The organism is Plantibacter auratus, from assembly GCF_050587365.1.
In the GTDB taxonomy this organism is placed as follows: Bacteria; Actinomycetota; Actinomycetes; order Actinomycetales; family Microbacteriaceae; genus Plantibacter; species Plantibacter auratus.
Genome location: NZ_JBOBFV010000001.1, coordinates 169,735 through 195,122 on the forward strand (window position 1 = coordinate 169,735; position 25,388 = coordinate 195,122).

A 25,388-nucleotide genomic window follows, 5' to 3' on the forward strand; every position below is an offset into this window, starting at 1 on the left:
GCGCGGCGACACCATCGGCATCACTTGAGGAATGGCGCTCACCGCGACGGAGCGTCTTCGATGATGCCCAGACTGCTGGCGTCAGCTGGCCGTAGTGAAGAAAATGGCCGCAGGGATCCATGCCACAGCGAGTGCCCACCCGGCAAGCTGCAATGTCGAAACATCCAGAGCTCTACCGATCGCACGAAGAAGTGCTGCGCTCCCAACGAGCACAGCGAACGCGAGAACTCCCGCGACGAGAGCTGATACCCAGATGAACTCGTCGTCTGTTGAGCTGTGCCACCATCCCCACTGGGAGCCGAGCCAGTCGAAGAACAGCCCGAAACCTAGCGCGACCGGTATCAGCGGTAAGCCAGCAGCGAGTCCAACGAGTACTCCGAACATGGCGACGGTGCGTCTCGGCTTCCGAAGATGATGGATGAATCTGCCAGATTCGCGGTCGTATTCAGTTCTCCCGTGCAGTCGCATTGGCGCCCTCCAGGATCGCGTAGAGGTTGAAGTTTCGCGTCCCGTACTCGACAGCGTCGTCGCCGAACCCGTTGTAGCGGGTGAGAATCGCCCGTACCTCACTGTCAGAGTAGGTCAGGAAGTCACCTGTCGTGATGCCTATGTCTGAGGCCCCCCACACCAGCACAAGGGCTGCCATCGTGATGTTGAACGCTTCGTCGGTTTTCAGGCGGTTCCACATGTACCAGCGATGTTTCCAGTTGGCTGCGTCGAGATGGGGTTCGTTCGTCCAGCCGCGGGGGCGTCCCCAAGCGACGGCATCGATGGCTGTTCTCGCGAAGATTTGGCTGATCCCGGTTGAGCAGTCGTCGACCATCTTCGGTGGCGCACTGGGCTCCGGCGTCTGGGATTGTTCGGATGGTGGTAGCGCCTCCCAGTTTTCTCGATCCTGGTAATACGTATAGGTGATGACGACTGCTACGTCGGCCGGCACGTCGACGAGGTTCTCGAGTGCGCTCTCCCACAGGGTTGCGGTCTGGATAAGCGCCTTTCTCATCCTGTACCCGACAGCCAGCGTGGTGAAGAGGTCGTCATGCTTGTACATGAGTTCAACGGCGGCTTGCCGGGACCGAATTGCCGCTCCTTGTTGGAACGGGTTCATTGCGGAAGTGAGCCACGTTATACCCGCAGCCATCAGTTCGGGCCGCAGAGTCGGGGGTAGCGGCACGTCGAGGCGTGCTGGAGGGTTGATGAGTTCGACCGAGTCTTGGCCGTGGTCGCGATCCGAGACGATGTCCTTGTCGACGGCGATGTAGCCATCGCCTGTGCCGACGTCGTATTCGAGAATCTGGTCGAATGCCCAGTTGGTCGGGAGCGGGTAGCCGAGGTTGCCGCTGTAGCCGGTAGACATGCCGCTCACGAAGCTCAGGGTGGCGAGGTTCGCGTTGGAGACGATCGAGCAGGTGTTGCGGGAGCCGTAGATCCCAATCTGATAGAGGCTGCCGCGCGATGCAACGCCGTCGCGAATGCCCTCAAAGTACGGGACAACGTCGCTGTGGACCTCGTCCTCGATGGCGTCATAGTCCACGGCATAGTAAATGACGGTGCCGCGTTTGAATCCGTAGTAGGTTGCCGCGTCGACGGCTGTTGCGCCGTTTTAGACCCCTTTCTCATAGGTGAAGTATTCGAGTTCATCGCCGCCCTGCTGGAAGATCGGGAACACCCGAAGGCCGTTGTTGAAGATTGTGGCGAGTTCGCCGGGTTTGAGTTTCTTGTCGAGTGGGTCCGGTCCCGGGAAGTTGGTCAGGTAGCGGCCGACGATTTCGTAGCCGTTGGCGGTGAGAGTTTGTGCTCGTGCTGTCGTGATGGTGGTCACGCAATCGACTGCACGGCCGGGGCGGTCGATGTCGCCGGTACTGACGAGTAGCGACGCCCAGGTGGCGAAGTCGGCAACACCTGTGACAGGCAGTGCGGCGAATGCTTGAAACTGAGCCACGCGAGCTCTCGTGTCAGCGGTGAACGTGCCGGTGAATGGTGTGTCGTACTGATTGCACGTCATCGCTGCCTGGAAAAGATGCACGAAGTATTTGGATCCGTCAGTCGATCCTTCGGAGACAGCGGCTGCGGGTGCGCGAAGGCCGGCTTGTGTGCCGGGGCCGAAGTTGCCGTTCGCGGTTCCGTCGGCCATCCCGATCTCGTACTGAATCGCGTAGAGGAGTCCTGACTGAACGTCTCTGGAGAAGTGTCCGTCGCAGGGCAGGACAGCGAAGTCGGCGCGGGAGAGGTATCGGGCGTTGAGCGATCGCTGGATCGAGCGAATGACGGGCGAACCGTTCTCGATGAGCACGTAGGCGTTCATCGTGAGCAGGCTCTTGAAAACCTTCGGAGCGATGGATGCACTGGCAGACAGGCCCAGATCAGTGCGGAGGGTTGCGACTGCCGTCGTTGTGGACGAGTCCCAGGTGCCGAAGGTGTCGCCGCCACTGTAGCCCTTGCACCAGAGCGCACACTGCACGATCGCCCGGACGTTCGCGTTCTTGGTTGTCGACGATACGTTGCCGAGTTGCTCGGCGAGTTTCGCCATGGTCGTCGGACCGAAGTTGTCGGAGAGCTCTTCGATGCCGAGTTCGGATTGCAATGCGCGGGTGAACGCGAACATGGTCTTCCAGCCGGTCCTCCCATCGGTTGGGGCGGGGATGAAGCCCGCCACGTTCTTGTAGGTGTCATTGACCCACTTCTGTGAGTTCTGTACCCAGATGTCCACGTTGTGCAGCTCCTAGCTTGTTCCCTGAGCAGTCCGGGCTACCAATGCGTTACCAGAGGCAGTGAGGTCCGTGGTGTCGTAGGCGCCTGTCTTGCGCTGCCAGCCCGATCCATCCGTTGGGCCCGTCAAATGTGCTGCGGCTTGGACCAGGGACGTTACTTCCAAGGATCCGGGTTGCTCCGTGATCGTGAGACCGATCTCGAGCGTGGTTCCCGCCGGCACTCCTTCGAGTAGCGTGATGACCGTAATGAGGGCGCCCTCGATCGTGGTGCTGTCATCGGTGTATTTGCCGTTCCAGTCGCCCGGGGCCACGTCTGAAACCGTGCAATTCGAGATGACTGCCTGATCGAGATCGATGACGAGCTGAGAACCTGCTGGGATATCAGATGGTCCGACACTGGTGCAGAGCAGGGCCTGTGGGTAGCGGTACCGTTTCGCCTTGGTTGAACCTCGATTGACGACGTTGGCGGATGCCCAGCGGGCCGTAAGTGATGCTCCCCAGATGTCGGTGCCGGAGGCCGCCACGGTAGGAGCCCAGACGACTTCAGTGAGCACCTCGCCCTGGTGGTCGAGGGCGAGGAGGCGCAGCGCAAGTGGGTCCGCGACGCCGTCGTTCGGATACAGCTCGCGCGCGCTCAGCGGAAGTGACATGAGCACTTCGGCGTCGGTAGCTCCGTCGAAGACATCAGGAACCTCAAACGCAAGTACAGACGGTGAAGGCGCCTCGGCAAGAGCCACTGCAACTGGTACTGCCTCGAACTGCCCGTCGCATGAGACGACTGTCATGTCCGACCCGCTAAAGAGCCTGCTGTCGAACTCGATGGATACACGAAATGGCGCCGGATCGCTTACTTGGAGCCCTTGAAAATATGGATACGGTATCGACATGACAGATGAGAAGTCGGCGGTGGGGAGCTCGAGCAGTCTGGTACCCGCGGCAACCGTAGCGATTGTCATGCCCGACCGTGCCTGGCCGGAAGGCATCCCTGGCAGCGTCGACGAGACCGCGTTCGCCCAAGGTGCAGATGTGAGGGCGGCCCCAACGATGAACTGTCTTCGGGTGACCATAGATTGGCTCCTTCATGGCGTGGAACGCATAAGTCCCTGGTGTGGCGATTACTGTGCGGAACGGGAGTAGATGGTGGCAATGGGACTGGGAGGACCAGTTGTCCAGCACAGCCTCGAACCAGGGGTGAAGCGTTGTACAACTTGCCGGAAGATGGTTCGTCACAGTGCGCAGCACCGGCGCCTCCCTGTCTGGAGAGGACACCGTGCAGGGAGGCTCGGAGGGTGACTCGAGGCCACTAGCGGCAGATGTCTCGCTCACTCATCGCGGAGAGTGAGGCAGGAGCAGCTTCAGTCCGGGGGAGCGAGGCTGCGCGAAGCGATGGCTCTGAATGATGACCCTTTCTGCTGCCCTAAGTGCGGATCGCCCAAGTTGGTCTCGCCGCGTCCATCGAAACCCAGCTACCAGCCGATTGGCTGTGGGCAGACCTTCTCGAGGTTGTCGAGCTCATCAGCTGAAACATCGAGATCCGCGAAAGGGGTCCAAGCGGCCTGATCTTCCTCATACTTCTGAAATGACGGGTCCGCGGGGATGTCGTATCCCTGGTCGCGAAGGCATTGTGCGTTCTCTGCGACCAACTGGTAATTGCCGCGCCGTTGAGCTCCGCTCAGATCATCCCAGGTTGGCAGCCCGGACGAGAGTTCGCATGTCTGAACGGAATCTGCGTACTTCTCGTACTGGCTGGATGGGAGTCCACCTTCTGCGAAGTTGAGGGAACCGTCATCAATTGCGACGACCTCCCATCCTTCCTTCTGCAGACAGGCCACCATGTGCGTCTGCCACGTCGCCGCCCGATCGTAATCCGCTGGTGGAACTTCAACGGGAGCGGACGACGCACACCCAGACAACGACAGCGCGGTAAGGAGTCCGACGGCGACCCCCACGAAGGGCCTATGCGCGAGTTCTCGGCGTGGCACCATCATTCGCAGAGCCACGTCTTCCTGTTGCCGAAGTAACCGGTCGAGAGGATCTTCGCTAGCTGAGATTGGGTGTACTGAACGCGAAAGTCCCGCAGAGGCGAGGCGGTTCCGTTGGACCACAAGGGGCTCGAATCCCACCAGCCCTGGCTGCCCCGCTGACTCTGGAAGTGCTGAACGTTCATCGTCGCGTGACTCGAAACGGTCGGGCGAAGACTTCCCCCGCAGTCCACGTACGAGCTCGAGGGCCACTGGTAGTTCTCGGCATGGGCGGCGCCGCCCCCCGCTACGACAACGGCGACTGTGATGGCGACGGTTGCGACGGATGCTGCAACACGGTTCTTGGCCTTCTGGCCGAAGCTGAGGTGCATCGAGATCTCCTGTTCGTTCTGGCGTAGGTCGCCACGTTGATGTCAGCGTATGATCACTTTCAGATGTTAAGCAACGTTTTGCCTAAAATTTCTCGTTGTCGTATATCATCGGGGACATGATCGGTGAAGAACCAGCGTTGCCCCGGCGAGCCCGCCGGCGGGTCGGAGCGACGGCAGTGGTGGCGCTGAGCCTGGCCGCTGGTCTCGGTTGGGGCGGAGCGACGATCCTGAGTCCGACCAGCCCGGTTCCATCGGCAGCCCCGTTCTCGACGGTGGACGTTCGAGTCGGAGTCGTGACCTCGGCGATCGAACTGAATGTGGAGTCTCAATGGGCCTCCACGAAGGTTGGAGTCAACCGTCGTTCGGGGATCGTGACGTCTGTTGACTTCGCGTCAGGTGATGTGGTGACGCAGGGTTCGAAGATCTACACGGTCGATCTCCAACCGGTTTTCGTCGCACAGGGTGATGTGCCGTCGTTTCGCGCCATCCAGAATGGCATCAAGGGTACTGACGTCCAACAGGTGCAGCAATTACTGCAGGATCTGGGGTTTTACCATGGCGATGTCGATGGAGCCGCGGGAACTGCGACTGCGCGGGCCATCGCCAGCTGGCAGAGCTCAAACGACCTCGAGCCGACCGGCGTCCTCAGTAGCGGGGATATCGTCTTTGTGCCGAAGCTGCCGGCGCGGTTGGCACTCGACCAGGAACTGATCCTGCGCGGCGCGGAGCTCTCGGGTGGTGAAGCGGCTCTACTCGCGTTCGGCGACGAACCGGTATTTACGTTGTCCGTGTCGCTTGCTCAAGCGGACCTGATTGTCGAAGGAACGGCGGTGGAAATATCTGCGCCGGACGGTTCAGTGTGGGCAGCGGTCGCCGACGAAGTGACGCCCGGAGAGCACGGCGCGAGCGTTCGGCTTCGAGCCTCAGCTGGAAGTTCGATCTGCTCCGCTGCTTGTGGACTGCTCGACGCCGAGGTCACATCGCTACTCTCGGCGAAGGTGGTCATTCTCGCCCCAATCGAAGGATTGATAGTGCCACTCGCAGCTCTTCGCACCCGTTCTGATGGAGCGACTACTGTCGTCATCGACAAAGCGGGAGAAGAGCACCCTGTCGAGGTCGTCGCTACAGCTCGCGGGCTCAGTGTCATCACGGGGATCCAAGAGGGTACCTCCGTTCGATTGCCGGCCCTGGAAAAATGACAAGGCCTACCCTTGAAGTCATTGATGTGACGGTCGGCTATGCGGGAAAGCAAGCATTACTGACCGACTGGAGCGCTCAGTTTTGGCCCGGCGAGGTTGTCGCCATTACCGGCCCCAGCGGACGAGGCAAGTCGACGTTGCTCTACGTGCTGGGACTCATGCTGAGAATGCGCTCCGGCTCTGTAAAGGTCGAGGGTCTCGACACATCGCCGTTGGGGGAGGGGGCGCGTGCCTCTCTCCGAGCTCACCGGTACGGTTTCGTATTTCAGGACGCCGTCCTGGACGCGTCCCGAACGATCATGGAAAATGTCCTCGAATCCAGCTTGTATCGAAATGGAGATCACGCAGCGGATCTGGTCAGATCCCGCGTGCTTCTGGAACGGTTCGGGGTGAATGTACCCGCTGAGTATCGGCCAGGTCAGGTCTCTGGCGGTCAAGCGCAACGCATTGCGCTCTGTCGTGCGCTGCTCGGAGATCCGCCCATCTTGCTTGCCGACGAGCCGACTGGAAACCTCGACCATCAGTCTGCGAGAACGGTATTAGACGCATTCCGCGAGCATGCCGCATCCGGTGCCACAGTGATTGTGGTCACCCACGATGAGGCGGTTGTTCGGACCGCATCGCGACGGATCGCATTATGAGGAGAGTTCGGTCCATCGTCCGGGAGTCGTGGCGCGTTGCCGTGGCGCACCGGGTCACGTCAATCGCGACCATTGTCCTTGTCGCGGGGATGACTACTGCAGTATTGGCGACCGCCGGGCGCACCGCCGGCGCCCAGCTCGAAGTTCTTTCCTCGATTGATTCAGTGGGTTCAAGGTCCATTACCGTCCAGGCAGATTCCTCGGCTGGGCTGGAATCCTCAGTCCTCGATGTTGTCGCCCACATCTCTGGCGTCGAAGTGGTCGCGGGTTTCGGTCCCGCACATGATGTGGAGAATGCATCGTTTCCCGGGCAGCGGGTCCCAATGCGCTTCGCCTATGGGGGAGCGTTGGCGGTTCTCGGTGCATCAGACGCTGCAGCGGATGGGGCCCACTCCTACATCACTCATGCGGCGCGTCATCGACTGGGCCTCTTAGGAGTGGCAGGCGGCCTCATCCGTCCTGATTCCGGAGAGAGCTTTTCGGTGGCGGGACAGATCCAGCTGCCTCCGTACATGCAGCAATATGAACCGCTCGTCGTTGCGGTCGACCCCGAAAGTGCTACGACCGCGCCCCTGGGGCTTATGGTCGTCGTTGCGGAGGCGCCCTCCGACGTTGCGGCGGTGGCAGAGGCGGTGCAGTCTGTCCTGGTTGTCGAAGATCCCTCGAAGGTTCGCGTGTCGACGAATGCGCGCGTTGCTGAACTCAGGTCAGAGATCGAAGGGCGGCTTGGTACATCCAACCGCGAGCTCGTGCTTGGTATCTACTTCCTAACTGCAATGTTGGTTTGCGCAGTGCTTTCGGGCGTGGTGATGCTGCGGCGGAAGGACTTCGGCCGTCGACGCGCGCTCGGAGCTTCGCAAGGCTTGATCGTCGCGCTGGTTCTCTTGCAGACTGCGTGGCCAAGTTTGATCGGAGTGTTGCTTGGCTCGGGGGGAACGACCTTGTTTCTCGTTCTGGTCAGCCTTCCCACTGCGCCACCGCTCTATACGGGCGCCGTTGCGATCACTTCTGTAGGAATCGCGGTCACGGCAGCTCTTCTGCCTGCATGGCTCGCAAGTCGGCGGGATCCACTCCTTGAACTCAGAATCCCCTAGTTGCTGATTGAACGCTTGCACTGTGCGGAGGACATTGCCCTATCCATCACTACTGACCGTGCCGGGGGCTACGCTCAGCGAGCATACCTGAAGCGAGTTGACATAATGTGCATTATCAGCTCTTTCCAGCCCGCCGCGAGCGGGGTCCGATCGGGTCACGTCCGCCTGCATCACCGACCTGAGGATCGCGGCGACGACCGGGGCGCGTCAGGAGCCGATGTACCGAGCGAGATGTTCTCCGGTCAGCGTCGAGCGATCGGCGACGAGCGCTGCGGGCGTCCCGGTGAAGACCAGACGTCCGCCGTCGTGACCTGCGCCGGGTCCGAGGTCGACGATCCAGTCCGCATGCGCCATGACCGCCTGATGATGCTCGATGACGATGACCGACTTGCCGGAGTCCACCAACCGGTCCAGGAGCCCGAGCAGGTTCTCCACGTCGGCGAGGTGCAGGCCCGTCGTCGGCTCGTCCAGGATGTAGACCTCGCCCGAATCGGCCATCTGCGTCGCCAGTTTGAGTCGTTGTCGTTCGCCTCCTGACAGGGTCGTCAACGGCTGTCCGAGGCTGACGTAGCCGAGCCCGACGTCGACGAGTCTCGCCAGGATGAGGTGCGCGGCGGGCGTCCGGGCCGGCCCGTCGGCGAAGAAGGCCTCGGCCTCCGTCACCGACATCGCGAGCACCTCGCTGATATCCCGCTCCCCCAACTGATATTCCAGAACGGAAGCATCGAACCGGCGACCCTCGCACACCTCGCAGACGGTCGAGACGCTCGCCATGACGCCGAGATCGGTGAAGACGACCCCGGCGCCGTTGCAGTTCGGGCAGGCTCCCGCCGAGTTCGAGCTGAACAGCGCAGGCTTGACCCCGTTGGCCTTTGCGAACGCCTTGCGGATGGGCTCGAGCAGACCCGTGTACGTCGCCGGGTTGCTGCGACGCGAGCCGCGGATCGGGCTCTGGTCGACCGTCACCACACCGGCACGCCCGGCGACCGAGCCGTGGATGAGGGAGCTCTTGCCCGAGCCGGCGACACCCGTGACGACCACGAGGACGCCGAGCGGCACGTCGACGTCGACGCCCTGCAGGTTGTGCCGGTCGGCGCCGCGGATCTCGATGACACCGGTCGGTCGACGCAACGCCGACTTGAGCGCGGCGCGGTCGTCGAAGTGGCGTCCGGTGAGGGTGTCGCTCGCCCGGAGGCCGTCCACACTCCCCTGGAACGTCACCTGTCCCCCGCCGGTCCCGGCTCCGGGGCCGAGGTCGACGACGTGGTCGGCGATCGTGATCGTCTCCGGCTTGTGCTCCACCACGAGGACGGTGTTCCCCTTGTCGCGGAGCCGGAGGAGCAGTTCGTTCATCCGCTGGATGTCATGCGGGTGCAGTCCGACGGTCGGCTCGTCGAACACGTAGGTCACGTCGGTGAGCGAGGACCCCAGATGGCGGATCATCTTCGTCCGCTGCGCCTCCCCACCAGAGAGGGTGCCCGTCGTGCGGTCGAGTGACAGGTATCCCAGCCCGATGGCGACGAAGGAGTCCAGCGTCTCCTGGAGGACCGTCAGGAGCGGGCGCACCGACGGCTCGTCGAGCGCCCGGGTCCACGCCGCGAGGTCGCTGATCTGCATCGCGCACAGTTCGGCGATGTTCCGACCGGCGATGCGCGAACTCCGTGCGCCCTCGCTCAGCCGGGTCCCGTCGCACGCCGGACACGTGGTGAAGGTGACGGCGCGGTCGACGAATGCGCGGATGTGCGGCTGCATCGCCTCACGGTCCTTCGAGAGAAACGACTTCTGCACCTTCGGGATCAGGCCCTCGTAGGTCATGTTGATGTCGCCGACCTTGACCTTCACCGGCTCCTTGTGGAGGAAGTCGTGGAGCTCCCGCTCCGTGTAGTCCTGGATGGGCTTGTCCGCGTCGAGGAATCCGGATCCGGTGAAGATCCGCACGCCCCAGCCGTCGGGTGTGTAGCCGGGGATCGTGAGTGCACCCTGGTTGAGCGACTTCGTGGCGTCGTAGAGCTGGGAACGGTCGATGTCGTTCACGGTCCCCATCCCCTCGCACCGAGGGCACATGCCGCCGGTGATCGAGAAGCTCCGCCGTTCCTTCGTACTCTGTCCCCCGCGCTCGATGGTCACCGCTCCGGCGCCGCTGATCGAGGCGACGTTGAAGGAGAAGGCCTGCGGAGACCCGATGGACGGGTCTCCGATCCGACTGAAGAGGATGCGCAGCATGGTGTTCGCGTCCGTCGCCGTGCCCACCGTCGAACGTGAGTTCGCGCCCATCCGCTCCTGGTCGACGATGATCGCCGTGGTGAGTCCCTCGAGCACGTCGACGTCGGGCCGCGCCTGCGACGGCATGAAGCCCTGGACGAACGCGCTGTAGGTCTCGTTGATCATCCGCTGCGACTCGGCGGCGATCGTCCCGAAGACGAGTGAGCTCTTCCCCGAGCCGGACACACCGGTGAACACGGTGAGGCGGCGCTTCGGGAGGTCGACGTCGACGTCGCGCAGATTGTGCTCGCGGGCACCCCTGACCCGGATGACGTCGTGGCTGTCGGCGGCCCTGGTGTGCATCGGCGTCTCGCTCATGGCGATCAGCGTATCCGTCGTCATCGTCGGCGTCTCGCCTCGATCGGCACTGGACCCGCGCGACATGAAAGGTCATGCTGTGAAACACCTGTGTGAATGCGTCACACTGGTGGAACGCACCCGGTCTGCTCGGGAGCGCCGCACTGTCCACCGTCAGGAGCCGACCATGTCCGAATCATCCACCACTACCTACACGCTGAACTCCGCCAAGCTGACCGCGAGCCAGATCTCCGGTGTCCGATGGGCCTTCGCCGTCGGTGGGATCCTCACGATCCTCTTGGGTGTCTTCCTGCTGGTCGCGCCGAAGGCCTCGCTGGTCGCCGTCGCGTGGATCTTCGCCGTCTACTTCCTGGTCGCCGGGATCGCCCGCATCACGCGTGGCGTCGTCGCTCGGGAGCACGGCGGACTCTGGCGGGTCCTCACGATCGTGTTCGGTGTGCTGCTGCTGGCCGCCGGCTTCTACATCTTCATCGATCCGCTGCTGGGCATCGGCGCACTCGTCTTCGTGATCGGTGTCTCCTGGATCGTCGAGGGCGTGGCCTCGCTGTTCGACTCGGCACCCGACGTGTCGCGGTGGATCACGATCCTCTACGGCGTCATCAGCGTCGTCGCCGGCGTGTTCGTCCTCGCGAACCCGCTGCTCGCCGCCGTGACCCTCCTGCTCGTCACCGCGTTCTTCCTCATCGCGGCCGGCGTCGTCGAGATCATCCAGGCGATCACCTTCGGCAAGCAGGTGAAGCGGGCCGGTCTCGCCGGCTGACATCTGGTGGCAGGACGACGAACGCCCGGTCCCTCGAAGGACCGGGCGTTCGTCGTCGTGTCAGGATCGTCGATTACTCGGCGATGAAGTCGCTCGTGTCCCCCACGTAGCGGGTGTGGTCCTCGGGGATCGGGTCCACGGCGGCCGAGGCGACCTCGGCCGCGAACTCACCCACGTTGTAGAGACGACCGGCCGACTCCTTGCGCGAGCTGATCGCACCGGGGTTGGCGCGTTCGAGGAGGGTCGCGGTGATGGTCCCCTCGATCATGTCGCCTGAGACGACCACGAACTCGACACCGGCCGCGTCGAACTGGTCCTGCTTGGCGCGGAGCGCGTCCTCGCCCGCACGCTTGGACGTCGCGACCGGGACGTACTCGGGCATCGTCGGCGTGGTCCGGATGAAGTGCGCCTGGTGGCTCGTGACGAACACGATCCGCGAGCCGGGGCGGAGCAGCGGGAGGGCGTGTTCGACGACGCTCACCTGTGCGTCCCGGTTGAGCTGCATGGCGTAGTCCTCGGCCATGCCGCTCTCCATCCCTCCGGAGGCGTTCAGCACCAGGACGTCGAGGTCGCCGAGTTCGGCCTTCGTCGTCGCGAACATGGCGGCGACCGAGGTGGGGTCGGTGAGGTCGGCTCCGACCACCAGGGCCTGCACACCGAGGGCTCGCACTTCGTCGGCGAGCTTGACGGCGCGAGCCTCCTTGTTCCGGTAGTTGATCACGACGTTGGCGCCGGCACCGGCGAAGTACCGGATGGTGTCGGCACCGATGCCGCGGGACGAGCCCGTCACGAGGACGTTCTTCCCGGAGAGTGATCCGGCGGCCAGGGGGTTCGTCACGTGAGGGCTCCTTCAGATCTGGGGCCGCTCATCGGCGGCTGGTTCCAGCCAACGACCTTACCAACAACCGGCAGACGGATCCGGTTCGGCGGTCCACCCAGCTGATAGCGTTGAACCCGACCGGCGCACCGTCTCGCGCTCCCCCGGACCGCGAGGCGGCAGACGCGAGAGCCGATCCGGGAGGAATCCGCACCATGGACGTCATCACCGAGTACGCCTGGATCGCCTGGTTGGTCCTGATCCTCGTGTTCGTCATCATCGAGATCCTGTCGCTCGAGTTCACCTTCCTCATGCTCGCGCTCGGCGGCACCGTCGGGCTGCTCTCCGGCCTCCTCGGCGCTCCGTGGTGGCTCCAGCTGCTCATCGCAGCCGCTGCCGCCCTCCTGCTCCTGTTGGCCGTCAGGCCGCCGCTGCTCCGAGCGCTGCAACGCGGCGCGGACCCGGCGAAGAGCAACGTCGACGCGCTCCTCGGCATGCCGGGGCTCGTGCTCTCGACGGTGACCCCGCACGGTGGCCAGGTGAAGCTCGGCAACGGCGAGGTCTGGACCGCCAGGACCCCGCACGACTCCCCCGCGTCGTCCCTCGAGCCCGGCACGCGCATCGTCCTGTCCGTCGTCGACGGTGCCACCGCCGTCGTCGTCCCCGTCCCAACCCACCCGGCACCGCTGGGCGAGCAGAAGGAGTAGTCGTGAACGACATCTCATCAGGAGCGATCATCGGCTGGGTGATCGCGGCCATCGTCGTCATCTTCGTGCTGGTGGTGCTGTTCCGATCCATCCGCATCATCCCGCAGGCGAGCGCCGGTGTGGTCGAGCGGCTCGGCAAGTACCACAAGACCCTCTTGCCGGGTCTGAACCTGCTCATCCCGTTCATCGACCGGTTGCGGCCGCTCATCGATCTGCGCGAGACCGTCGTCTCCTTCCCGCCGCAGCCGGTGATCACCGAGGACAACCTGGTCGTCTCGATCGACACGGTCGTCTACTTCCAGGTGACCGACGCGCGAGCCGCGACGTACGAGATCGCGAACTACCTGGGAGCCGTCGAGCAGCTGACCACGACGACGCTCCGAAACGTCGTCGGTGGGCTGAACCTCGAGGAGGCGCTGACGAGCCGCGACGAGATCAACAGCAAGCTCCGCATCGTGCTCGACGAGGCGACCGGTAAATGGGGCATCCGCGTCGGACGCGTCGAGCTCAAGGCGATCGACCCGCCGCTCTCCATCCAGGACTCCATGGAGAAGCAGATGCGGGCCGAGCGCGACCGTCGTGCCCTCATCCTCACCGCTGAGGGAACCAAGCAGTCGGCGATCCTGACGGCCGAGGGTGCGCGGCAGGCCGAGATCCTCCGCGCCGAGGGTGATGCCCAGGCAGCCGTGCTCCGCGCTCAGGGTGAGGCGTCCGCCATCCAGACGGTGTTCAAGGCCATCCACGACGGCGACCCCGACGAGAAGCTCCTGGGCTACCAGTACCTGCAGATGCTCCCGAAGCTCGCGGAAGGCCAGGCGAACAAGCTCTGGGTCATCCCGAGCGAACTGACCGAGGCGCTCAAGGGCATCGGCTCCGCCTTCGGGCCGGGCAACACCCGCGACCCTGCGGCCACGGCACGGGCGGCGGCCGCAGCTGCGCAGACGCCCTCCTTCACCACAGCGCCGGCCGCGCCACCCCAGACGCCGCCGGCGCCGACGACCCCCGTCCAGCCCGAGGGCTGAGTACGCGGTGACGACAGCGGTCCTCCCCTACTTCCGTCCCGCCCGCCCTCGGGTCCTCGCCCATCGAGGGCTGGCCGGGCCGGGAGTCCCCGAGAACACGCTGTCGTCCTTCCGCCATGCACTGGCGGCCGGCGCCGAGTACGTCGAGACCGACGCGCACTGCACGCGCGACGGACATGCCGTCCTCTTCCATGACCCGTCCCTGCGCCGCATCACCGGCGATCCGAGACCGATCGCCGACCTCGAACTCGCGGAACTCCAGCGGATCGACCTCGGCGGCGATCGCATCCCGACGTTGTCGGAGGCGCTGGCCGAGTTCCCCGGGGCACGCTTCAACCTCGACATCAAGGCGGCGGCCGCGGCTGCGCCGGCGGCTGCGGCGATCGTCGGCGCCGGTGCCGCCGATCGGGTGCTCGTCACCTCCTTCGACGAGGGCAGACGTTCCTCGATCGTGCGGGCCGTGGGGCTGGAGGCCGGTGCCGACTCCGTAGCCTCATCCGCGTCGGCCCGGATCCTGCTCCGCGTCCTCCCCGCAGCCGCCCTCGGTCTCCCCGGAGCACTCCGCCGGTCGCTCGCGGGTGTCCAGGCGCTCCAAGTGCCCGAGCGGTTCCGCGGCGTGCCCGTCGTGACGAAGCGTCTCCTCGCACAGATGCACGCCCTCGGCGTCGAGGTGCACGTGTGGACGGTCAACGACCCCGCAGACATGCGACGCCTGCTGGATCTCGGCGTCGACGGCCTCGTCACCGACCGTTGCGATCTCGCGCTCGAGCTGGTCCGCTCGCGCTGACGGGTCGGCTCGCCACACCTGGCATCTCCGCAGCTGGGCAGGAGCTGAGAGCCGGATGGGTGAACGGAACAGTTTACCCAGCTTGTGGGTTTATAACTGTGGATGCCGAGCGAGAGGAGACCACACAATGGCAGATCGCAGTTTGCGCGGAATGCGCCTGGGCGCCCAGAGTCTACAAACGGAAGAGGGCGTCATATTCTCGGCGCGGAGCAACCACATCTACCGGTGTCAGAGTTGCGAGCGCGAGACCACCATGACCTTCGCCGCCGATGCGGAAGTCCCCGAACTGTGGGAGTGCCGCCATTGCGGTGCGGAGGCCGTCCTCCTCGTCGACTCGAAGCCCGTCGTCGTCGACCGCGGTGACGTGAAGACGCCCCGCAGCCACTGGGACATGCTGCTCGAGCGTCGCTCGCGTGACGAGCTCGAGGAGCTGCTCGAAGAGCGCCTCTCGTATCTCCGGGCCCGTCGCGGCCAGCAGAAGAGCGCGTGACACCGAGCCCCAGACAGGCCTCCCCTCGATCGGCTGATCCGGTATCGGATCAGCCGATCGTCATGTCCGGGGACGGTTCGAGATGCGCCGAGGCCTGGCGGCGAACCCGGCGAGGATCAGCGAGGCGAGTCCCATGCCACCGATGAACATCTCGAGCTGGTGACCGAAGGCCATCGATGGCGTGACCGTGTCCGCGAGCGGCACCTTGGAGACCATCGATCCGGGGCGGAAGGCCGGGATGCTGTCGATCGTCGAGCCGTCTGGGCCGATGATCTGGCTGGTCCCCACCGTGGAGATGTTCACCACGGACCGAGCCGATTCGATCGCCCGGAGCCGTGCGATCGCCAGCTGTTGCTGGTTCTCGTCCGTCTGCCCGAAGTCCGCGTTGTTGGTCTGGGCGAACACGATCCGCGCGCCGCCCGACACAGCGTCGCGGGTGAGCTGGTCGTCTGCGATGTCGAAGCAGATGCTGATCCCTGCGAGCACGCCGTCGATGTCGAAGACGTTGTCCTTCGTACCCGGGGTGTACTCGCGCTGGATGAGGCCGATGAGGTCGGGTGCGAACGGCTCCCAGAACTTCCGGTCCGGGACGTATTCACCGAACGGGACCGGGTGCTTCTTGTCGTAGACGTCGCGGACGCCGTCCGAGGCGTCCCAGAGGAGTGACGAGTTGTAGTAGCGGTCGCCGCGTTGGGAGATCGCACCGACGACGAACGGTGCGTCCATGCGGCGGCTCAACGCGTCGAGGGCTGCCGCCGATTGGGGAACCCGCTGCGGGTCGAGGTCTGCGCTGCCCTCGGGCCAGACCACGACGTCGACGTCCGCGTCGAGCACCTGCAGCGTCTCGTCGATCTGCGTCTGCATGACGGTGCCGGGTGCTGCGGCATCGAAGTAGCCGGCGGGGCCGTTGCCCTGGATGGCAGCCACCCGCATGCTCCCGGTCGTCGCCGTCGGCCATGCCGGCACGACGAGCACCGCGATGACCGCGAGGACCGCGGTCCCGACCCTGCTGACAGTCGGGAGCTCGGCGGTCGCCGCGAGCTGCAGGGCGAGTGCCACGAGCAGCACCATGAGGAACGACAGCCCCGAGAACCCGACCCAGGCGACGAGCGGTGCGAACGGGCTCTCGGACTGGCTGAGCGCCATCCTCGCCCACGGGAATCCGCCGTAGGGCCAGGTGCTCACGAGCGTCTCGCGGGCGGTCCACAGGGCGGCGACGACCGCGGCGGTCAACCAGACGCGTCCCCCGATTCCGGGGAAGGCGCGCGGCACCCAGCGGTACGACAGGGTGATGAGCACGGCTCCGAGCGCGAAGAAGATGGCCTCGAGCGTCGACAGTGCCGCCCACGGGACGGGACCCAGGTAGGCGGTCGCCCACTCGATGTGGATCAGGTAGAACGACTCCCCCGCCAGGAAGCCGACGAGGAGCGCACCGCCGATGCTGCGCCCCATGAGGGTGAGAAGGACGAGGGCGATGCCGACGAACGTCAGGGGCCAGACCCCGCGGTCCGGGAAGCCGGCGTCGAGGACCGGGCCGGCGGCGATGGCCACGACGGCCGCGAGCCAGAGCGGGAGCGGCGGACGACGGTCGACCAGCGCGTCGATCGGTCGGAGCCGGTCGCTCCGACGATGCAGGGACCTCACAGCGAGCTGTACGCGACGATGCCGCGTCGGATCGAGTCCAGCGCCTCACGCGAATGACGACCCACCGGTCCGTCGACGACGCGGAGCTGATCGAGCAGGTCGATGGTCTGCTTGCACCACCGTACGAAGTCGCCGGCGGCGAGTTCCGCCTCGATGAGCACGGTGTCGAGGTTCGCACCCTTGGCCCACTGATGCATCGCGAGGGAGAGGCCGGTCGAGATCGGGTTGCTCCCCGGGAGGCGGTGCTCCCGTTCGCTGTCGTCGAGCCGGCTCCAGAGGTCCTGCGTCCGTTCGAGCGCGGAGCGGAACGGGCCGCGGGGCAGGAAACGCTCCGGGGTGTTCTGCTCCTCACGCCGTGGTTCGTACACGATCGCGGCGGCCATCGCCGCGAGGGATGCGGCATCGAGGTCGTTCCAGGCACCGGTTCGCAGGCATTCCGCCACGAGGAGGTCCCGTTCTCCGTAGATGCGCTTCAAGGTGCGTCCGGGAGCCGCGACGACGACCGCGCCGTGCTCGTCGCGTGCCAGGTACTCGTACTCGAGCAGGACGTCGACGACCCGGTCGAACACGCGCGCGACCGCGCCCGTCCGCGTCTGGATCTGCTGCCGCAGCTGGTCGGTCTGCTTCTTGAGCTTGAACCATCGTTCCGCCCAGCGAGCGTGGTCCTCGCGGTGCGGGCAGACGTGGCAGGCATGAGCCCGCATCCGCTTGCGGAGTTCGGCGAGCTTGCGTTGGCGACGGTCCTTCGACGCGCGCGAGCCGTTCGGTTCGCCCTTGCGTTCGAGGTCCGTGAGCTCACGGCGAATGCCCGCGTACTCGACGAAGTTCCCGAGGTGGCAGGTCATGGACTTCTCGTAGCCGGCGAGCGACGACTCCTGCTCGCGCACCTTCCGGGCGATCCCGACGACGGCTCGGTCCGCCTGGAACTGTGCGAAGGACGACTCGAGGATCTGACGGGTGCGTTGACGGCCGAACTGGTCGATCAGGTTGACCGCCATGTTGTAGGTCGGGCGGAAGCTGGAGTTGAGCGGGTAGGTGCGTCGGGAGGCCAGCGAGGCGACGGATTGCGGGTGCAGCCCCTCGGTCCACTGGATCACGGCGTGGCCCTCGACGTCGATGCCGCGGCGTCCGGCACGCCCGGTGATCTGGGTGTACTCCCCCGGGGTGATCGGGACGCGTGCCTCACCGTTGAACTTCTCGAGCTTCTCGAGGACGACCGTCCTGGCCGGCATGTTGATGCCGAGCGCGAGGGTCTCGGTCGCGAAGACGACCTTCACGAGCTTCCGCCGGAAGAGCTCCTCGACGACCTCCTTGAACGCCGGCAGGAGACCGGCGTGGTGGGCGGCGACGCCCCGCTCCAGACCGTCGAGCCACTCCCAGTAGCCGAGGACGGCGAGGTCCTCGTCGAGCAGGGTCCGGCAGTGCTCGTCGACGATCTGGCGGATCTCGTCGCGTTCGTGCGCCTCGGTCAGCCTGATGCCGGAACGGAGGACCTGCTTGACGGCCTGGTCGCACCCGACACGGCTGAAGACGAAGAAGATCGCAGGGAGCAGGTGGTGGTCGTCGAGCATCTGGACGAAATGCCCACGGTCGAGCTTCTCGGCCCGATGCGGGGCTCGGCGCTGGTTGTAGCGGCTGACGTCCTTGTATTGACGGCTGTTCGGCGCACGGCCACCGAACTGCGCCATGCGGACGAGCTCCGGGTTGACCTGATGGGTGTCGGCGAGGCTCGGCGCGGCGAACAGGTCGATGAGTTTGTTGCGCATCAGCACGTGCTGGGTGAGGGGCACCGGTCGCTCCTCGGACACGATCACGGCTGTGTCGCCGCGGACGGCCTGCAGCCAGTCACCGAACTCCTCGGCGTTCGACACGGTCGCGCTCAGCGACACCATCCGGACGGCCTGCGGGAGGTGGATGATGACCTCCTCCCACACGGCTCCGCGGAACCGGTCCGCCAGGTAGTGGACCTCGTCCATGATGACGAAGGCGAGATCGGTCAGCGCGTCGGAGTCCGCGTACAGCATGTTGCGGAGGACCTCGGTCGTCATGACGACGATGCGGGCGTTGCCGTTCACATTCGTGTCGCCCGTGAGCAGGCCGACGTGCTCGGACCCGTACTCGGCGGTGAGCTCCTGGAACTTCTGGTTGCTGAGCGCCTTCATCGGTGTGGTGTAGAAGACCTTGCCGCGGTCGCCGTGCATGGCGAGGGCGATCGCGAACTCGGCGACGATGGTCTTGCCGGCCCCCGTCGGTGCGGCGACGAGGACACTGCTGCCGTTCTCGATCCGCTCGCACGCCTCGAGTTGGAACGCGTCGAGGTCGAAACGCTGCCTCGCACGGAACTCCTGGAGCCTCGGAGTCGCGTTCCGGACCGCTGCTGCCCGATACCGCTCGGCAGGGGAAGCGGTGTCGCTCATGCGAGCCCCGCGCTACCGAGTTCGGCGTCGATGCGTCGCTGCCGCTTGGCCGCACTGCGGTCGTGGAGGACGGCGACGCCGTAGGCCGCGAAGTACAACAGGACCATCGGGATCGCCAGGACGAACATCGACACGATGTCGGCGGCGGGCGTGGCGATGGCCGTGAAGAGCACGATGACGAGGATCGCGACCCGCCACGCCTTGATGATCGCCGCTGCGGAGAGCACGCCGACGAAGTTCAACAGGACGAGGAACACGGGCAGGACGAAGGCGACACCGACCGCGAGCACCAGCTTCAGGACGAAGTCGTAATAGGTGGTGGCGTCGAGGAAGTTGGCCGCCGCCGTCGGGGTGAAGCCGAGCATGAGCTCGACGATGTGCGGCAACACGAACCAGCCCGCGTAGCAGCCCGCCAGGAACAACGGCACGGCGGTCGCGAAGAACCCGATCGCGTACTTCAGCTCCTTGCGCGTCAGGCCGGGCACGAGGAACGCCCAGATCTGGTAGAGCCACACCGGGCTGGACAGGACGACGCCGGCGGTGAGGGCGATCTTCATCCGCAGGTCGAACGCGCTCGTGACGTTGGTGAAGTTCAGGAACGCCTGCCCGCGATCGTCGGCGATGACGAGGATGGGGGCACTCATCGCCTCGATGATCCACTCGGAGGCGATGAAACCCGCGACCATGCCGACGATGATGCCGATGGCGGAGTAGAACAGCCGCTTCCGCAACTCGACGAGGTGCTCGCCGAGCGACATCCGCCCTTCGCGGTTCTGTTTCTTGGGACGCTTGTCGGTCAGGGCCACGGCGACATCGTCCGTTCCTGAGCAGCGTGTTCGAGGCGCACTCGTCGGGGGCCAGGTGCTGGCGTCATCGGGCTCGGGTGGTCCTCAGGGTTACGGCTTGACCGGCGGGTCGGTCGGCTTCTGCGGGGCCGTCGCGGCCGGAGTCGGGTCGGCGGGCGTCGTACTCGCGGGCGGAACCGTGCCCGTCGCGTCGGGCGAGGCGGGCTCGTCGTCGCGCATGCTCTTGACCTCGCTCTTGAAGATCCGCATCGACTGGCCGACGCTGCGGGCGAGACCCGGGAGCTTCGGTGCTCCGAACAGCAGCAGGACGATGAGGAGGATGATGACGAGGTGCCACCCGGTGAATGCGTTGCCGAACATAGTCTTCGTTCCTGATCTTCGAGGTCGAGGTCCACTCACTCTACCCTGCATCTCCCGCTCTGCTGCCGGGAGTCTCGGGAGTCAGCTCGCGGATGTCGTGCGGTACTGCGCGAGACCGGCGGCCGCCCAATCGGCGACCGCGTCGCGCGCGTCCGCCGGGCCGAGCACGGTGATGAGCCCGGGATGTGCGGCGACCAGTCGTTTGAGGCCGTGATGGTGCGCGAGGCGTAGGGTCGCGGTCACCTCGGCGTCGCTGTCCTCGCGGGCTGCGGAGCTGCCTGGCGCGCTGTCGACGGCGACCACGTAGTCGTCGATGAGCGGCAGGACCGAGCGTCGGACGAGCACGGTGACGTTGCGGTCGGAGTCGCTCGGCTCGAACAACGCGGTCGGGACGACGACGTCCGCTTCGCGGAACACGACCTCGGCGTCGGTCTCCCGCAGCTCGGTCATCCGATCGAGACGGAAGCGACGCGTCGCCTCGCGCAGGTGGCACCACCCGTAGAGATACCAGTCCTGATCCTGGGACTCGAGACGCAGCGGGTCCACCAGTCTCGCCTCGGTCGCCCCACTCGCGTCGACGTAGTCGAACGCGACGCTGTGGCCGGCGGCCAGAGCCGACCGGATGATACCGACCGCGTGTGCTGAGTAGGACTCGGTGACCGCGAGCTGGCCCGGTGCGGACGACGCCCCGCGGGCGAGCTTCGCCATCACGCCGCCGATGACGTCGCTGTCGACGAACTCGGGAAGGCGCTGGAGCGACTGCAGGCCGGCGATGAGGGCGGAGGCCTCGCGGGCTGAGAAGCGAGGACTGTCGTCGAGGGCGACCCGGTGGGTGAGGACGATCTCGTCGTCCTCCTCGAAGCTGCCCCAGTCGATGTCGAAGAGGTCGCCGGCGAGGTACTGCCGGGTGTCGCCCGGCACGCCGGACACCGTCAAGAGCTCGACCGCTTCTCGGATCTGGCGCGGGGACAGACCGAAGTGCCGCGCGGCCTCGTCGACCGTGACCCGCTCGCGGTCGATGAGGTACGGCACGAGCGAGAGGAGGAAGATCAGCTTGTCCTGGGCGCGGGGCGCCGCCGGTCGCTTAGCCACGGGCGGTCTCCTCGGGGTGGGGTGCGTCGTCGGTCGCGCGGTGGCGGGCGACGACCAGCTCGAGTCTGGACGCCACGGCCTCGACGAGCGCCGGAGGGTCGAGGACGACGACCTCCGGGCCGAACCCGGCGAGCTCGTCGGCGAGGATGTGGTGGTCGAGGTACGGGATGGTGAGTTCCGTGCGCTCCGTGTCGCTGACGCCGTAGCGGTTGCCGAGGCGGGCCGCGGCGTCGGTCCCGGGCCGGACACGGACGAGGGCGCGTTGCGACGAGGACACGCGGCGCAGGCCGTCGATCGCGTCGGCGGCGTGGTCGCGGTCGTCGGCGGGGAACGACTCCCCCGTCGGCTTGACCGGACCGACGATCCGCGACAGGAGGAACGTCCGGGGCTCGTCCACCGTTCGGTCGGTCGCGTAGAGGTGCCAGCGACCCTCGTGCTGGACGAGCGCCAACGGTGCGACGGTGCGGACGCGTGGCCGCGCCTCGCCGGGCTTCAGGTAGGGGAAGGCGACCACGGACCGACGTTCGAGCGCCGCGTCGAGCGGTTCGAACGAGGCCTCCCGGGTGCGGAGTCGCGGCGCGTATCCGATGATCGGTTCGTCGGGCTCGATGCCGAGCGACCGCAACTTGGTCATCGCGCGCTGCGATTGGCCGGAGAGCGACCCCTCACGCCACACGGTGGCTGCGAGCGACAGCAGTGACAGCTCCGCCGGGGTGAACCGGACGTCGGTGGGGAGCTCGTAGGCGCCCTTCGGGATCCGATAGCGCATCGACTGGTTGTTGCCGGGTTCACCCGGCTGCTCGATCGTCTCGAGCGGGACGCCGAGTTCGCGGATGTTGTCCTTGTCGCGCTCGAACTGTCGCTCGAGGCTGGCGTTGCCACCGCCACTCGAATACTGCTGGCGGTACCCCTGGACGGTCGACAGGATCTCGTTCTTCGTCAGGCCGGTCTGCGTGGCGAGGAGCGCGAGCACGAGGCTGAAGAGTCGCTCCTCCACCGGGACCGGCTTCGGGGACTCGCGGGCTGAGGACACCGGTCCAGTCTACCGACGGACGGCCCGTCCCCCACCCGCGACGCGGGCGTGGGACGGGCCGTATCCGAGGCGTGTCGGTTACTGCGCCGCGCGCTGGGTGCCGAGCACGTCGATGACGAACACGAGCGTGGCGCCGGCCGGGACGCTGCCCGAACCCTGCTCGCCGTAGCCGTCCTTCGGCGCCACCACGAGGATGATCTGCGAGCCGACCTGCTGGCCGACGACCGCGTCGTTGAAGGCCTTGATCATCTGACCGCCGTCGGCCTGGAAGACGAGGGGCTGGCCCTTCTCCCAGCTGCTGTCGAAGACGCTCTTCTGATCCCACAGCACGCCGGTGTAGTTGACGATGACCTGGTCGCCGGCCTTGACCGTGGCACCGTCGCCGACGCGGGACAGGGTGTGCTTCGTCTCGGTCGGTGCTGGGGCCGCCGGGATGGTGATGCCGGGCTGACCACTCGGAGCGGTCACGACGGAGGGGAACCCTGACGGGATCGGGCGCTCGGCACCGTCGGCCTTGGGCAGCGCCGCACCCTGGATGTCGGCGACGAGGATGATCGCGTCGTCCTTCTTGATGCCGTTCGCCTCGCTGCCACCGCTCGGGCCGAACGCGTCCTCGGGCGAGATCGCCGCGACGACACGGGATCCGACCGTCGTGCAGGCGAACGCCTTCGCGAAGCCGGGGAGGCTTCCGGACAGGGCGATGAGGGTGCTCGCGGGCCCGTTGAAGTCCGTCTGCTGCAGGACGTCGCCCGTGCGTCCGTTGAGGAGCATCAGGTTGAGGTTGACGGTGCCGTCGGCCGAGACCTGCTGACCGTCGCCCTGGATCACGACCTGACGCTCCGTCGTCTTCGTGTACAGCGGCTTCGGGAGCTCCACCTTCGGGGTGGCGCCGAAGTCACCCGACACGCTGATGAGCTTCGTCGCGTCGCCGGCGGACGCCGCGGTGTCGCACGAGGCCGAGCCCGGCGCGGTGCACCCGGTGAGGGAGACGAGCAGGAGGCCTGCTGCGGCGATGAGAGCTGGTGCAGTGCGCACGGATCCTCGTTTCGGTGGTACGGGTGGGACGGCAGGTCGCCGTCGCACAGTTTAGTCGACGTGAACCGGGGTCAACGATCGTCGCCGAGCGGCGGCTCAGCGGCGGACGGTTCGATCGACTCCTCGGGCCCCGCACTCTCGCCGTCGAGGCCCCGCGCCCGGGAGAGCTCGGCGCTCGCCCCGGCGCTCCTGGCGCGCTTCCGCAGGATCTTCGCGCTCGCGGAGCGTTCCCCGAGGGCGCCCGGCGTCCACAGCTCGACGTCCTCAGCGCTGAAGTCGCTCTTCGAGGCGCGTCGCTTGAGCTCGGGCAGGACCGTACCGGGCGCGAGCTTCCGTGCGGTGATGAGGAAGCCCGTGTGTCCGATCATCCGGTGGTCCGGTCGCACGGCGAGCCCCTCGACGTGCCACCCGCGCATCATCGTCTCGTTCGACTGCGGGTTCGTGAAGCCGCCCGTCCCTCGGATCGCCTCGGCGACCCGGGACAGCTGGGTGACGGTGGCGACGTAACAGAGGATCACGCCGCCGGGCTTCAGCGCCTCCCACGCGACGTCGAGGCACTCCCACGGTGCGAGCATGTCGAGCACCACGCGATCGACGGATTCGGCGGGCATGGTGTCGGGCAGGGTCTCCTGGAGGTCGCCGACCGTGACCGACCAGTTCTGCGGGTCGTAGCCGAAGAAGGTCGCGACGTTGCCGCGGGCGACGTCGGCGAACTCGTCCCGACGCTCGAAGGAGGCCAACCTGCCCGACGGTCCGATGGCCCGGAGGAGCCAGAGGGAGAGCGCGCCGGAACCGACACCGGCCTCGACGACCGTCGCGCCGGGGAAGATGTCCGCCTGGCCGATGATCTCGGCCGCGTCCTTCGGGTAGATGATGGCGGCACCGCGAGGCATCGACATCACGAAGTCGACCAGCAGCGGCCGGAGTGCGAGGTGCTCGATGCCCTCGGTGTTGGCGACGACGCTGCCGTCCGGCAGGCCGATGATCGTGGTGTGCTCGATCATCCCGCGGTGCGTGTGGAAGACCTTGCCGGCCTCGAGCGTGATGGTGTTCTTCCGCCCCTTCGGTCCGGTCAGCTGCACGCGGTCACCCTCGCGGAAGGGGCCGCTGTTCGCCGGCTGGTGGTTCGCGCTCATCGCTGTGCTGCCTCTGTCTCGGGGTGGTGGGTGGTGCCGCTCGCGGTCGAGCGCAGCTCGGCGAGGTCGGCGACGGAGCGCCCGGCGAGGGTGTCCCAGGTGGTGTGGTGGGGGCCCTCCGGGATCGGCACGATGTGCGGGACGGACACGGCGATGGTCCCCGCCGCGAGCGCGGACGCGAGACCGGTGGCGGAGTCCTCGATCGCGATGCACTCGCGCGGGTCGACGCCGAGTGCCTCGGCGGCCCTGAGGTAGGGGTCCGGATGGGGCTTGGGGTGCTCGACCTCGTCGCCGGCGACGATGAGGTCGAACGCGTCGAACGGGATGCCGCCCGCGATGTCCTCGGCCATGGACCGGATCGACATGGTGACGAGCGCGGTCGGCACGCCGGCCTCCCGGAGCTCGTGGAGCAGTTCCTGGGCGCCGGGACGGAACGGGACGCCGCGTTCCTGGATGAGGCGCCGCACATGGTCCGTGAGGTGGGCGACGATCGTGTCCGCGTCCAGCGCGACGCCGCGGCCCTGGAGCACGGCGGCGGAGTCCCAGAGCCCGTTCCCGACGAGCAGGAGGCCGTCCTCATGGGTCCAGGTGCCACCGTGGGCCGCGACCAGCTCGGTCTCGGCCTCCATCCAGTAGGGCTCGGTGTCGACGACGGTGCCGTCCATGTCCCAGAGGACTGCGGCAGGGAGGAGAGTGGTCACGGG

General features: G+C 66.2%; 22 protein-coding genes and 1 pseudogene. 8 read left to right on the forward strand and 15 right to left on the reverse strand.

Annotated elements, in window-relative coordinates:
• Window positions 1-445: 445 nt before the first annotated feature.
• The 4 genes and pseudogenes from ACQ3HE_RS00815 to ACQ3HE_RS00830 form a co-directional block, all read right to left on the reverse strand.
• A pseudogene (locus ACQ3HE_RS00815) lies at window positions 446-2,710 on the reverse strand (glycoside hydrolase domain-containing protein).
• Between the two features lie 12 nt (window positions 2,711-2,722).
• Window positions 2,723-3,778 carry a hypothetical protein gene (locus ACQ3HE_RS00820; RefSeq protein ID WP_430890904.1) on the reverse strand — a complete coding sequence of 352 codons (1,056 nt, stop codon included), beginning with the start codon at window positions 3,776-3,778 and terminating at the stop codon, window positions 2,723-2,725.
• Window positions 3,779-4,177: 399 nt separating this feature from the next.
• Window positions 4,178-4,660 (reverse strand): hypothetical protein, encoded by a 483-nt coding sequence (locus ACQ3HE_RS00825; protein ID WP_430890906.1) that lies wholly within the window; start codon window positions 4,658-4,660, stop codon window positions 4,178-4,180.
• A gap of 35 nt (window positions 4,661-4,695) precedes the next feature.
• Window positions 4,696-5,064: a hypothetical protein gene (locus ACQ3HE_RS00830; protein ID WP_430890908.1), complete on the reverse strand. Its 369-nt coding sequence runs from the start codon at window positions 5,062-5,064 to the stop codon at window positions 4,696-4,698.
• A gap of 116 nt (window positions 5,065-5,180) precedes the next feature.
• Between ACQ3HE_RS00830 and ACQ3HE_RS00835 the strand changes: the two genes are divergently transcribed.
• The 3 genes from ACQ3HE_RS00835 to ACQ3HE_RS00845 all read left to right on the forward strand — a co-directional run bounded on the left by ACQ3HE_RS00835 (window position 5,181) and on the right by ACQ3HE_RS00845 (window position 7,998).
• Window positions 5,181-6,263, forward strand: coding sequence for a peptidoglycan-binding protein (locus tag ACQ3HE_RS00835; protein WP_430890909.1), 1,083 nt, complete (start codon window positions 5,181-5,183; stop codon window positions 6,261-6,263).
• Window positions 6,260-6,904 (forward strand): ABC transporter ATP-binding protein, encoded by a 645-nt coding sequence (locus ACQ3HE_RS00840; protein ID WP_430890911.1) that lies wholly within the window; start codon window positions 6,260-6,262, stop codon window positions 6,902-6,904. Before ACQ3HE_RS00835 ends, ACQ3HE_RS00840 begins: the two co-directional genes overlap by 4 nt.
• A gap of 89 nt (window positions 6,905-6,993) precedes the next feature.
• Window positions 6,994-7,998 (forward strand): FtsX-like permease family protein, encoded by a 1,005-nt coding sequence (locus ACQ3HE_RS00845; RefSeq protein ID WP_430890913.1) that lies wholly within the window; start codon window positions 6,994-6,996, stop codon window positions 7,996-7,998.
• 207 nt (window positions 7,999-8,205) lie between these two features.
• Here the strand turns inward: ACQ3HE_RS00845 and ACQ3HE_RS00850 are convergent, their stop codons facing one another.
• Window positions 8,206-10,578 (reverse strand): ATP-binding cassette domain-containing protein, encoded by a 2,373-nt coding sequence (locus ACQ3HE_RS00850; protein ID WP_430890915.1) that lies wholly within the window; start codon window positions 10,576-10,578, stop codon window positions 8,206-8,208.
• Between the two features lie 166 nt (window positions 10,579-10,744).
• Between ACQ3HE_RS00850 and ACQ3HE_RS00855 the strand changes: the two genes are divergently transcribed.
• The gene (locus tag ACQ3HE_RS00855; protein WP_159878856.1) at window positions 10,745-11,338 is read left to right on the forward strand and encodes an HdeD family acid-resistance protein; all 594 of its coding nucleotides are present in this window, start codon (window positions 10,745-10,747) and stop codon (window positions 11,336-11,338) included.
• Window positions 11,339-11,411: 73 nt separating this feature from the next.
• Here ACQ3HE_RS00855 and ACQ3HE_RS00860 read toward each other — a convergent pair whose 3' ends face one another.
• Window positions 11,412-12,176: an SDR family oxidoreductase gene (locus tag ACQ3HE_RS00860; RefSeq protein ID WP_079705991.1), complete on the reverse strand. Its 765-nt coding sequence runs from the start codon at window positions 12,174-12,176 to the stop codon at window positions 11,412-11,414.
• A 194-nt stretch (window positions 12,177-12,370) separates the two neighbouring features.
• Between ACQ3HE_RS00860 and ACQ3HE_RS00865 the strand changes: the two genes are divergently transcribed.
• The 4 genes from ACQ3HE_RS00865 (at window position 12,371) to ACQ3HE_RS00880 (ending at window position 15,161) form a co-directional block, all read left to right on the forward strand.
• A complete protein-coding gene (locus ACQ3HE_RS00865; RefSeq protein ID WP_064296968.1) occupies window positions 12,371-12,862 on the forward strand; it encodes an NfeD family protein in 492 nt (163 codons plus the stop codon).
• 2 nt (window positions 12,863-12,864) lie between these two features.
• The gene (locus tag ACQ3HE_RS00870) at window positions 12,865-13,884 is read left to right on the forward strand and encodes an SPFH domain-containing protein (RefSeq protein ID WP_430890916.1); all 1,020 of its coding nucleotides are present in this window, start codon (window positions 12,865-12,867) and stop codon (window positions 13,882-13,884) included.
• 7 nt (window positions 13,885-13,891) lie between these two features.
• A complete protein-coding gene (locus ACQ3HE_RS00875) occupies window positions 13,892-14,671 on the forward strand; it encodes a glycerophosphodiester phosphodiesterase family protein (protein ID WP_430890917.1) in 780 nt (259 codons plus the stop codon).
• Between the two features lie 127 nt (window positions 14,672-14,798).
• Complete coding sequence (locus tag ACQ3HE_RS00880; protein WP_064296965.1) at window positions 14,799-15,161, forward strand: RNA polymerase-binding protein RbpA; 363 nt, start codon at window positions 14,799-14,801, stop codon at window positions 15,159-15,161.
• 60 nt (window positions 15,162-15,221) lie between these two features.
• Here ACQ3HE_RS00880 and lnt read toward each other — a convergent pair whose 3' ends face one another.
• From lnt to ACQ3HE_RS00925, 9 genes are all read right to left on the reverse strand, one after another.
• Window positions 15,222-16,805 carry an apolipoprotein N-acyltransferase gene (gene lnt / locus ACQ3HE_RS00885; protein ID WP_430890918.1) on the reverse strand — a complete coding sequence of 528 codons (1,584 nt, stop codon included), beginning with the start codon at window positions 16,803-16,805 and terminating at the stop codon, window positions 15,222-15,224.
• Window positions 16,802-19,222 (reverse strand): DEAD/DEAH box helicase, encoded by a 2,421-nt coding sequence (locus ACQ3HE_RS00890; protein ID WP_430890919.1) that lies wholly within the window; start codon window positions 19,220-19,222, stop codon window positions 16,802-16,804. The genes lnt and ACQ3HE_RS00890 overlap by 4 nt, the downstream gene beginning before the upstream one ends.
• Window positions 19,219-19,980, reverse strand: coding sequence for a twin-arginine translocase subunit TatC (gene tatC, locus ACQ3HE_RS00895; RefSeq protein ID WP_071260381.1), 762 nt, complete (start codon window positions 19,978-19,980; stop codon window positions 19,219-19,221). Before tatC ends, ACQ3HE_RS00890 begins: the two co-directional genes overlap by 4 nt.
• 138 nt (window positions 19,981-20,118) lie before the next feature.
• Window positions 20,119-20,388: a Sec-independent protein translocase subunit TatA gene (gene tatA, locus ACQ3HE_RS00900; protein WP_079705987.1), complete on the reverse strand. Its 270-nt coding sequence runs from the start codon at window positions 20,386-20,388 to the stop codon at window positions 20,119-20,121.
• An 81-nt stretch (window positions 20,389-20,469) separates the two neighbouring features.
• The gene (locus ACQ3HE_RS00905) at window positions 20,470-21,480 is read right to left on the reverse strand and encodes a WYL domain-containing protein (protein ID WP_192004881.1); all 1,011 of its coding nucleotides are present in this window, start codon (window positions 21,478-21,480) and stop codon (window positions 20,470-20,472) included.
• The gene (locus ACQ3HE_RS00910) at window positions 21,473-22,513 is read right to left on the reverse strand and encodes a helix-turn-helix transcriptional regulator (RefSeq protein ID WP_079705985.1); all 1,041 of its coding nucleotides are present in this window, start codon (window positions 22,511-22,513) and stop codon (window positions 21,473-21,475) included. The genes ACQ3HE_RS00905 and ACQ3HE_RS00910 overlap by 8 nt, the downstream gene beginning before the upstream one ends.
• A 78-nt stretch (window positions 22,514-22,591) precedes the next feature.
• Complete coding sequence (locus tag ACQ3HE_RS00915; RefSeq protein WP_124769380.1) at window positions 22,592-23,548, reverse strand: FKBP-type peptidyl-prolyl cis-trans isomerase; 957 nt, start codon at window positions 23,546-23,548, stop codon at window positions 22,592-22,594.
• A 71-nt stretch (window positions 23,549-23,619) separates the two neighbouring features.
• Window positions 23,620-24,684 carry a tRNA (adenine-N1)-methyltransferase gene (locus tag ACQ3HE_RS00920; RefSeq protein ID WP_079705983.1) on the reverse strand — a complete coding sequence of 355 codons (1,065 nt, stop codon included), beginning with the start codon at window positions 24,682-24,684 and terminating at the stop codon, window positions 23,620-23,622.
• A complete protein-coding gene (locus ACQ3HE_RS00925) occupies window positions 24,681-25,385 on the reverse strand; it encodes an HAD family hydrolase (RefSeq protein WP_430890920.1) in 705 nt (234 codons plus the stop codon). The genes ACQ3HE_RS00920 and ACQ3HE_RS00925 overlap by 4 nt, the downstream gene beginning before the upstream one ends.
• Window positions 25,386-25,388 lie beyond the last annotated feature (3 nt).

What these genes read in the sequence shown, in the direction of transcription:
- ACQ3HE_RS00820 (WP_430890904.1), bottom strand. Translation starts at nt 3,778, where the DNA reads ATGGTCACCCGAAGACAGTTCATCGTTGGGGCCGCCCTCACATCTGCA.
- ACQ3HE_RS00830 (WP_430890908.1), bottom strand. Translation starts at nt 5,064, where the DNA reads ATGCACCTCAGCTTCGGCCAGAAGGCCAAGAACCGTGTTGCAGCATCC.
- ACQ3HE_RS00835 (WP_430890909.1), top strand. Translation starts at nt 5,181, where the DNA reads ATGATCGGTGAAGAACCAGCGTTGCCCCGGCGAGCCCGCCGGCGGGTC.
- ACQ3HE_RS00840 (WP_430890911.1), top strand. Translation starts at nt 6,260, where the DNA reads ATGACAAGGCCTACCCTTGAAGTCATTGATGTGACGGTCGGCTATGCG.
- ACQ3HE_RS00845 (WP_430890913.1), top strand. Translation starts at nt 6,994, where the DNA reads ATGACTACTGCAGTATTGGCGACCGCCGGGCGCACCGCCGGCGCCCAG.
- ACQ3HE_RS00850 (WP_430890915.1), bottom strand. Translation starts at nt 10,578, where the DNA reads ATGAGCGAGACGCCGATGCACACCAGGGCCGCCGACAGCCACGACGTC.
- ACQ3HE_RS00855 (WP_159878856.1), top strand. Translation starts at nt 10,745, where the DNA reads ATGTCCGAATCATCCACCACTACCTACACGCTGAACTCCGCCAAGCTG.
- ACQ3HE_RS00865 (WP_064296968.1), top strand. Translation starts at nt 12,371, where the DNA reads ATGGACGTCATCACCGAGTACGCCTGGATCGCCTGGTTGGTCCTGATC.
- ACQ3HE_RS00880 (WP_064296965.1), top strand. Translation starts at nt 14,799, where the DNA reads ATGGCAGATCGCAGTTTGCGCGGAATGCGCCTGGGCGCCCAGAGTCTA.
- ACQ3HE_RS00890 (WP_430890919.1), bottom strand. Translation starts at nt 19,222, where the DNA reads ATGAGCGACACCGCTTCCCCTGCCGAGCGGTATCGGGCAGCAGCGGTC.
- tatC (WP_071260381.1), bottom strand. Translation starts at nt 19,980, where the DNA reads ATGTCGCTCGGCGAGCACCTCGTCGAGTTGCGGAAGCGGCTGTTCTAC.
- tatA (WP_079705987.1), bottom strand. Translation starts at nt 20,388, where the DNA reads ATGTTCGGCAACGCATTCACCGGGTGGCACCTCGTCATCATCCTCCTC.
- ACQ3HE_RS00920 (WP_079705983.1), bottom strand. Translation starts at nt 24,684, where the DNA reads ATGAGCGCGAACCACCAGCCGGCGAACAGCGGCCCCTTCCGCGAGGGT.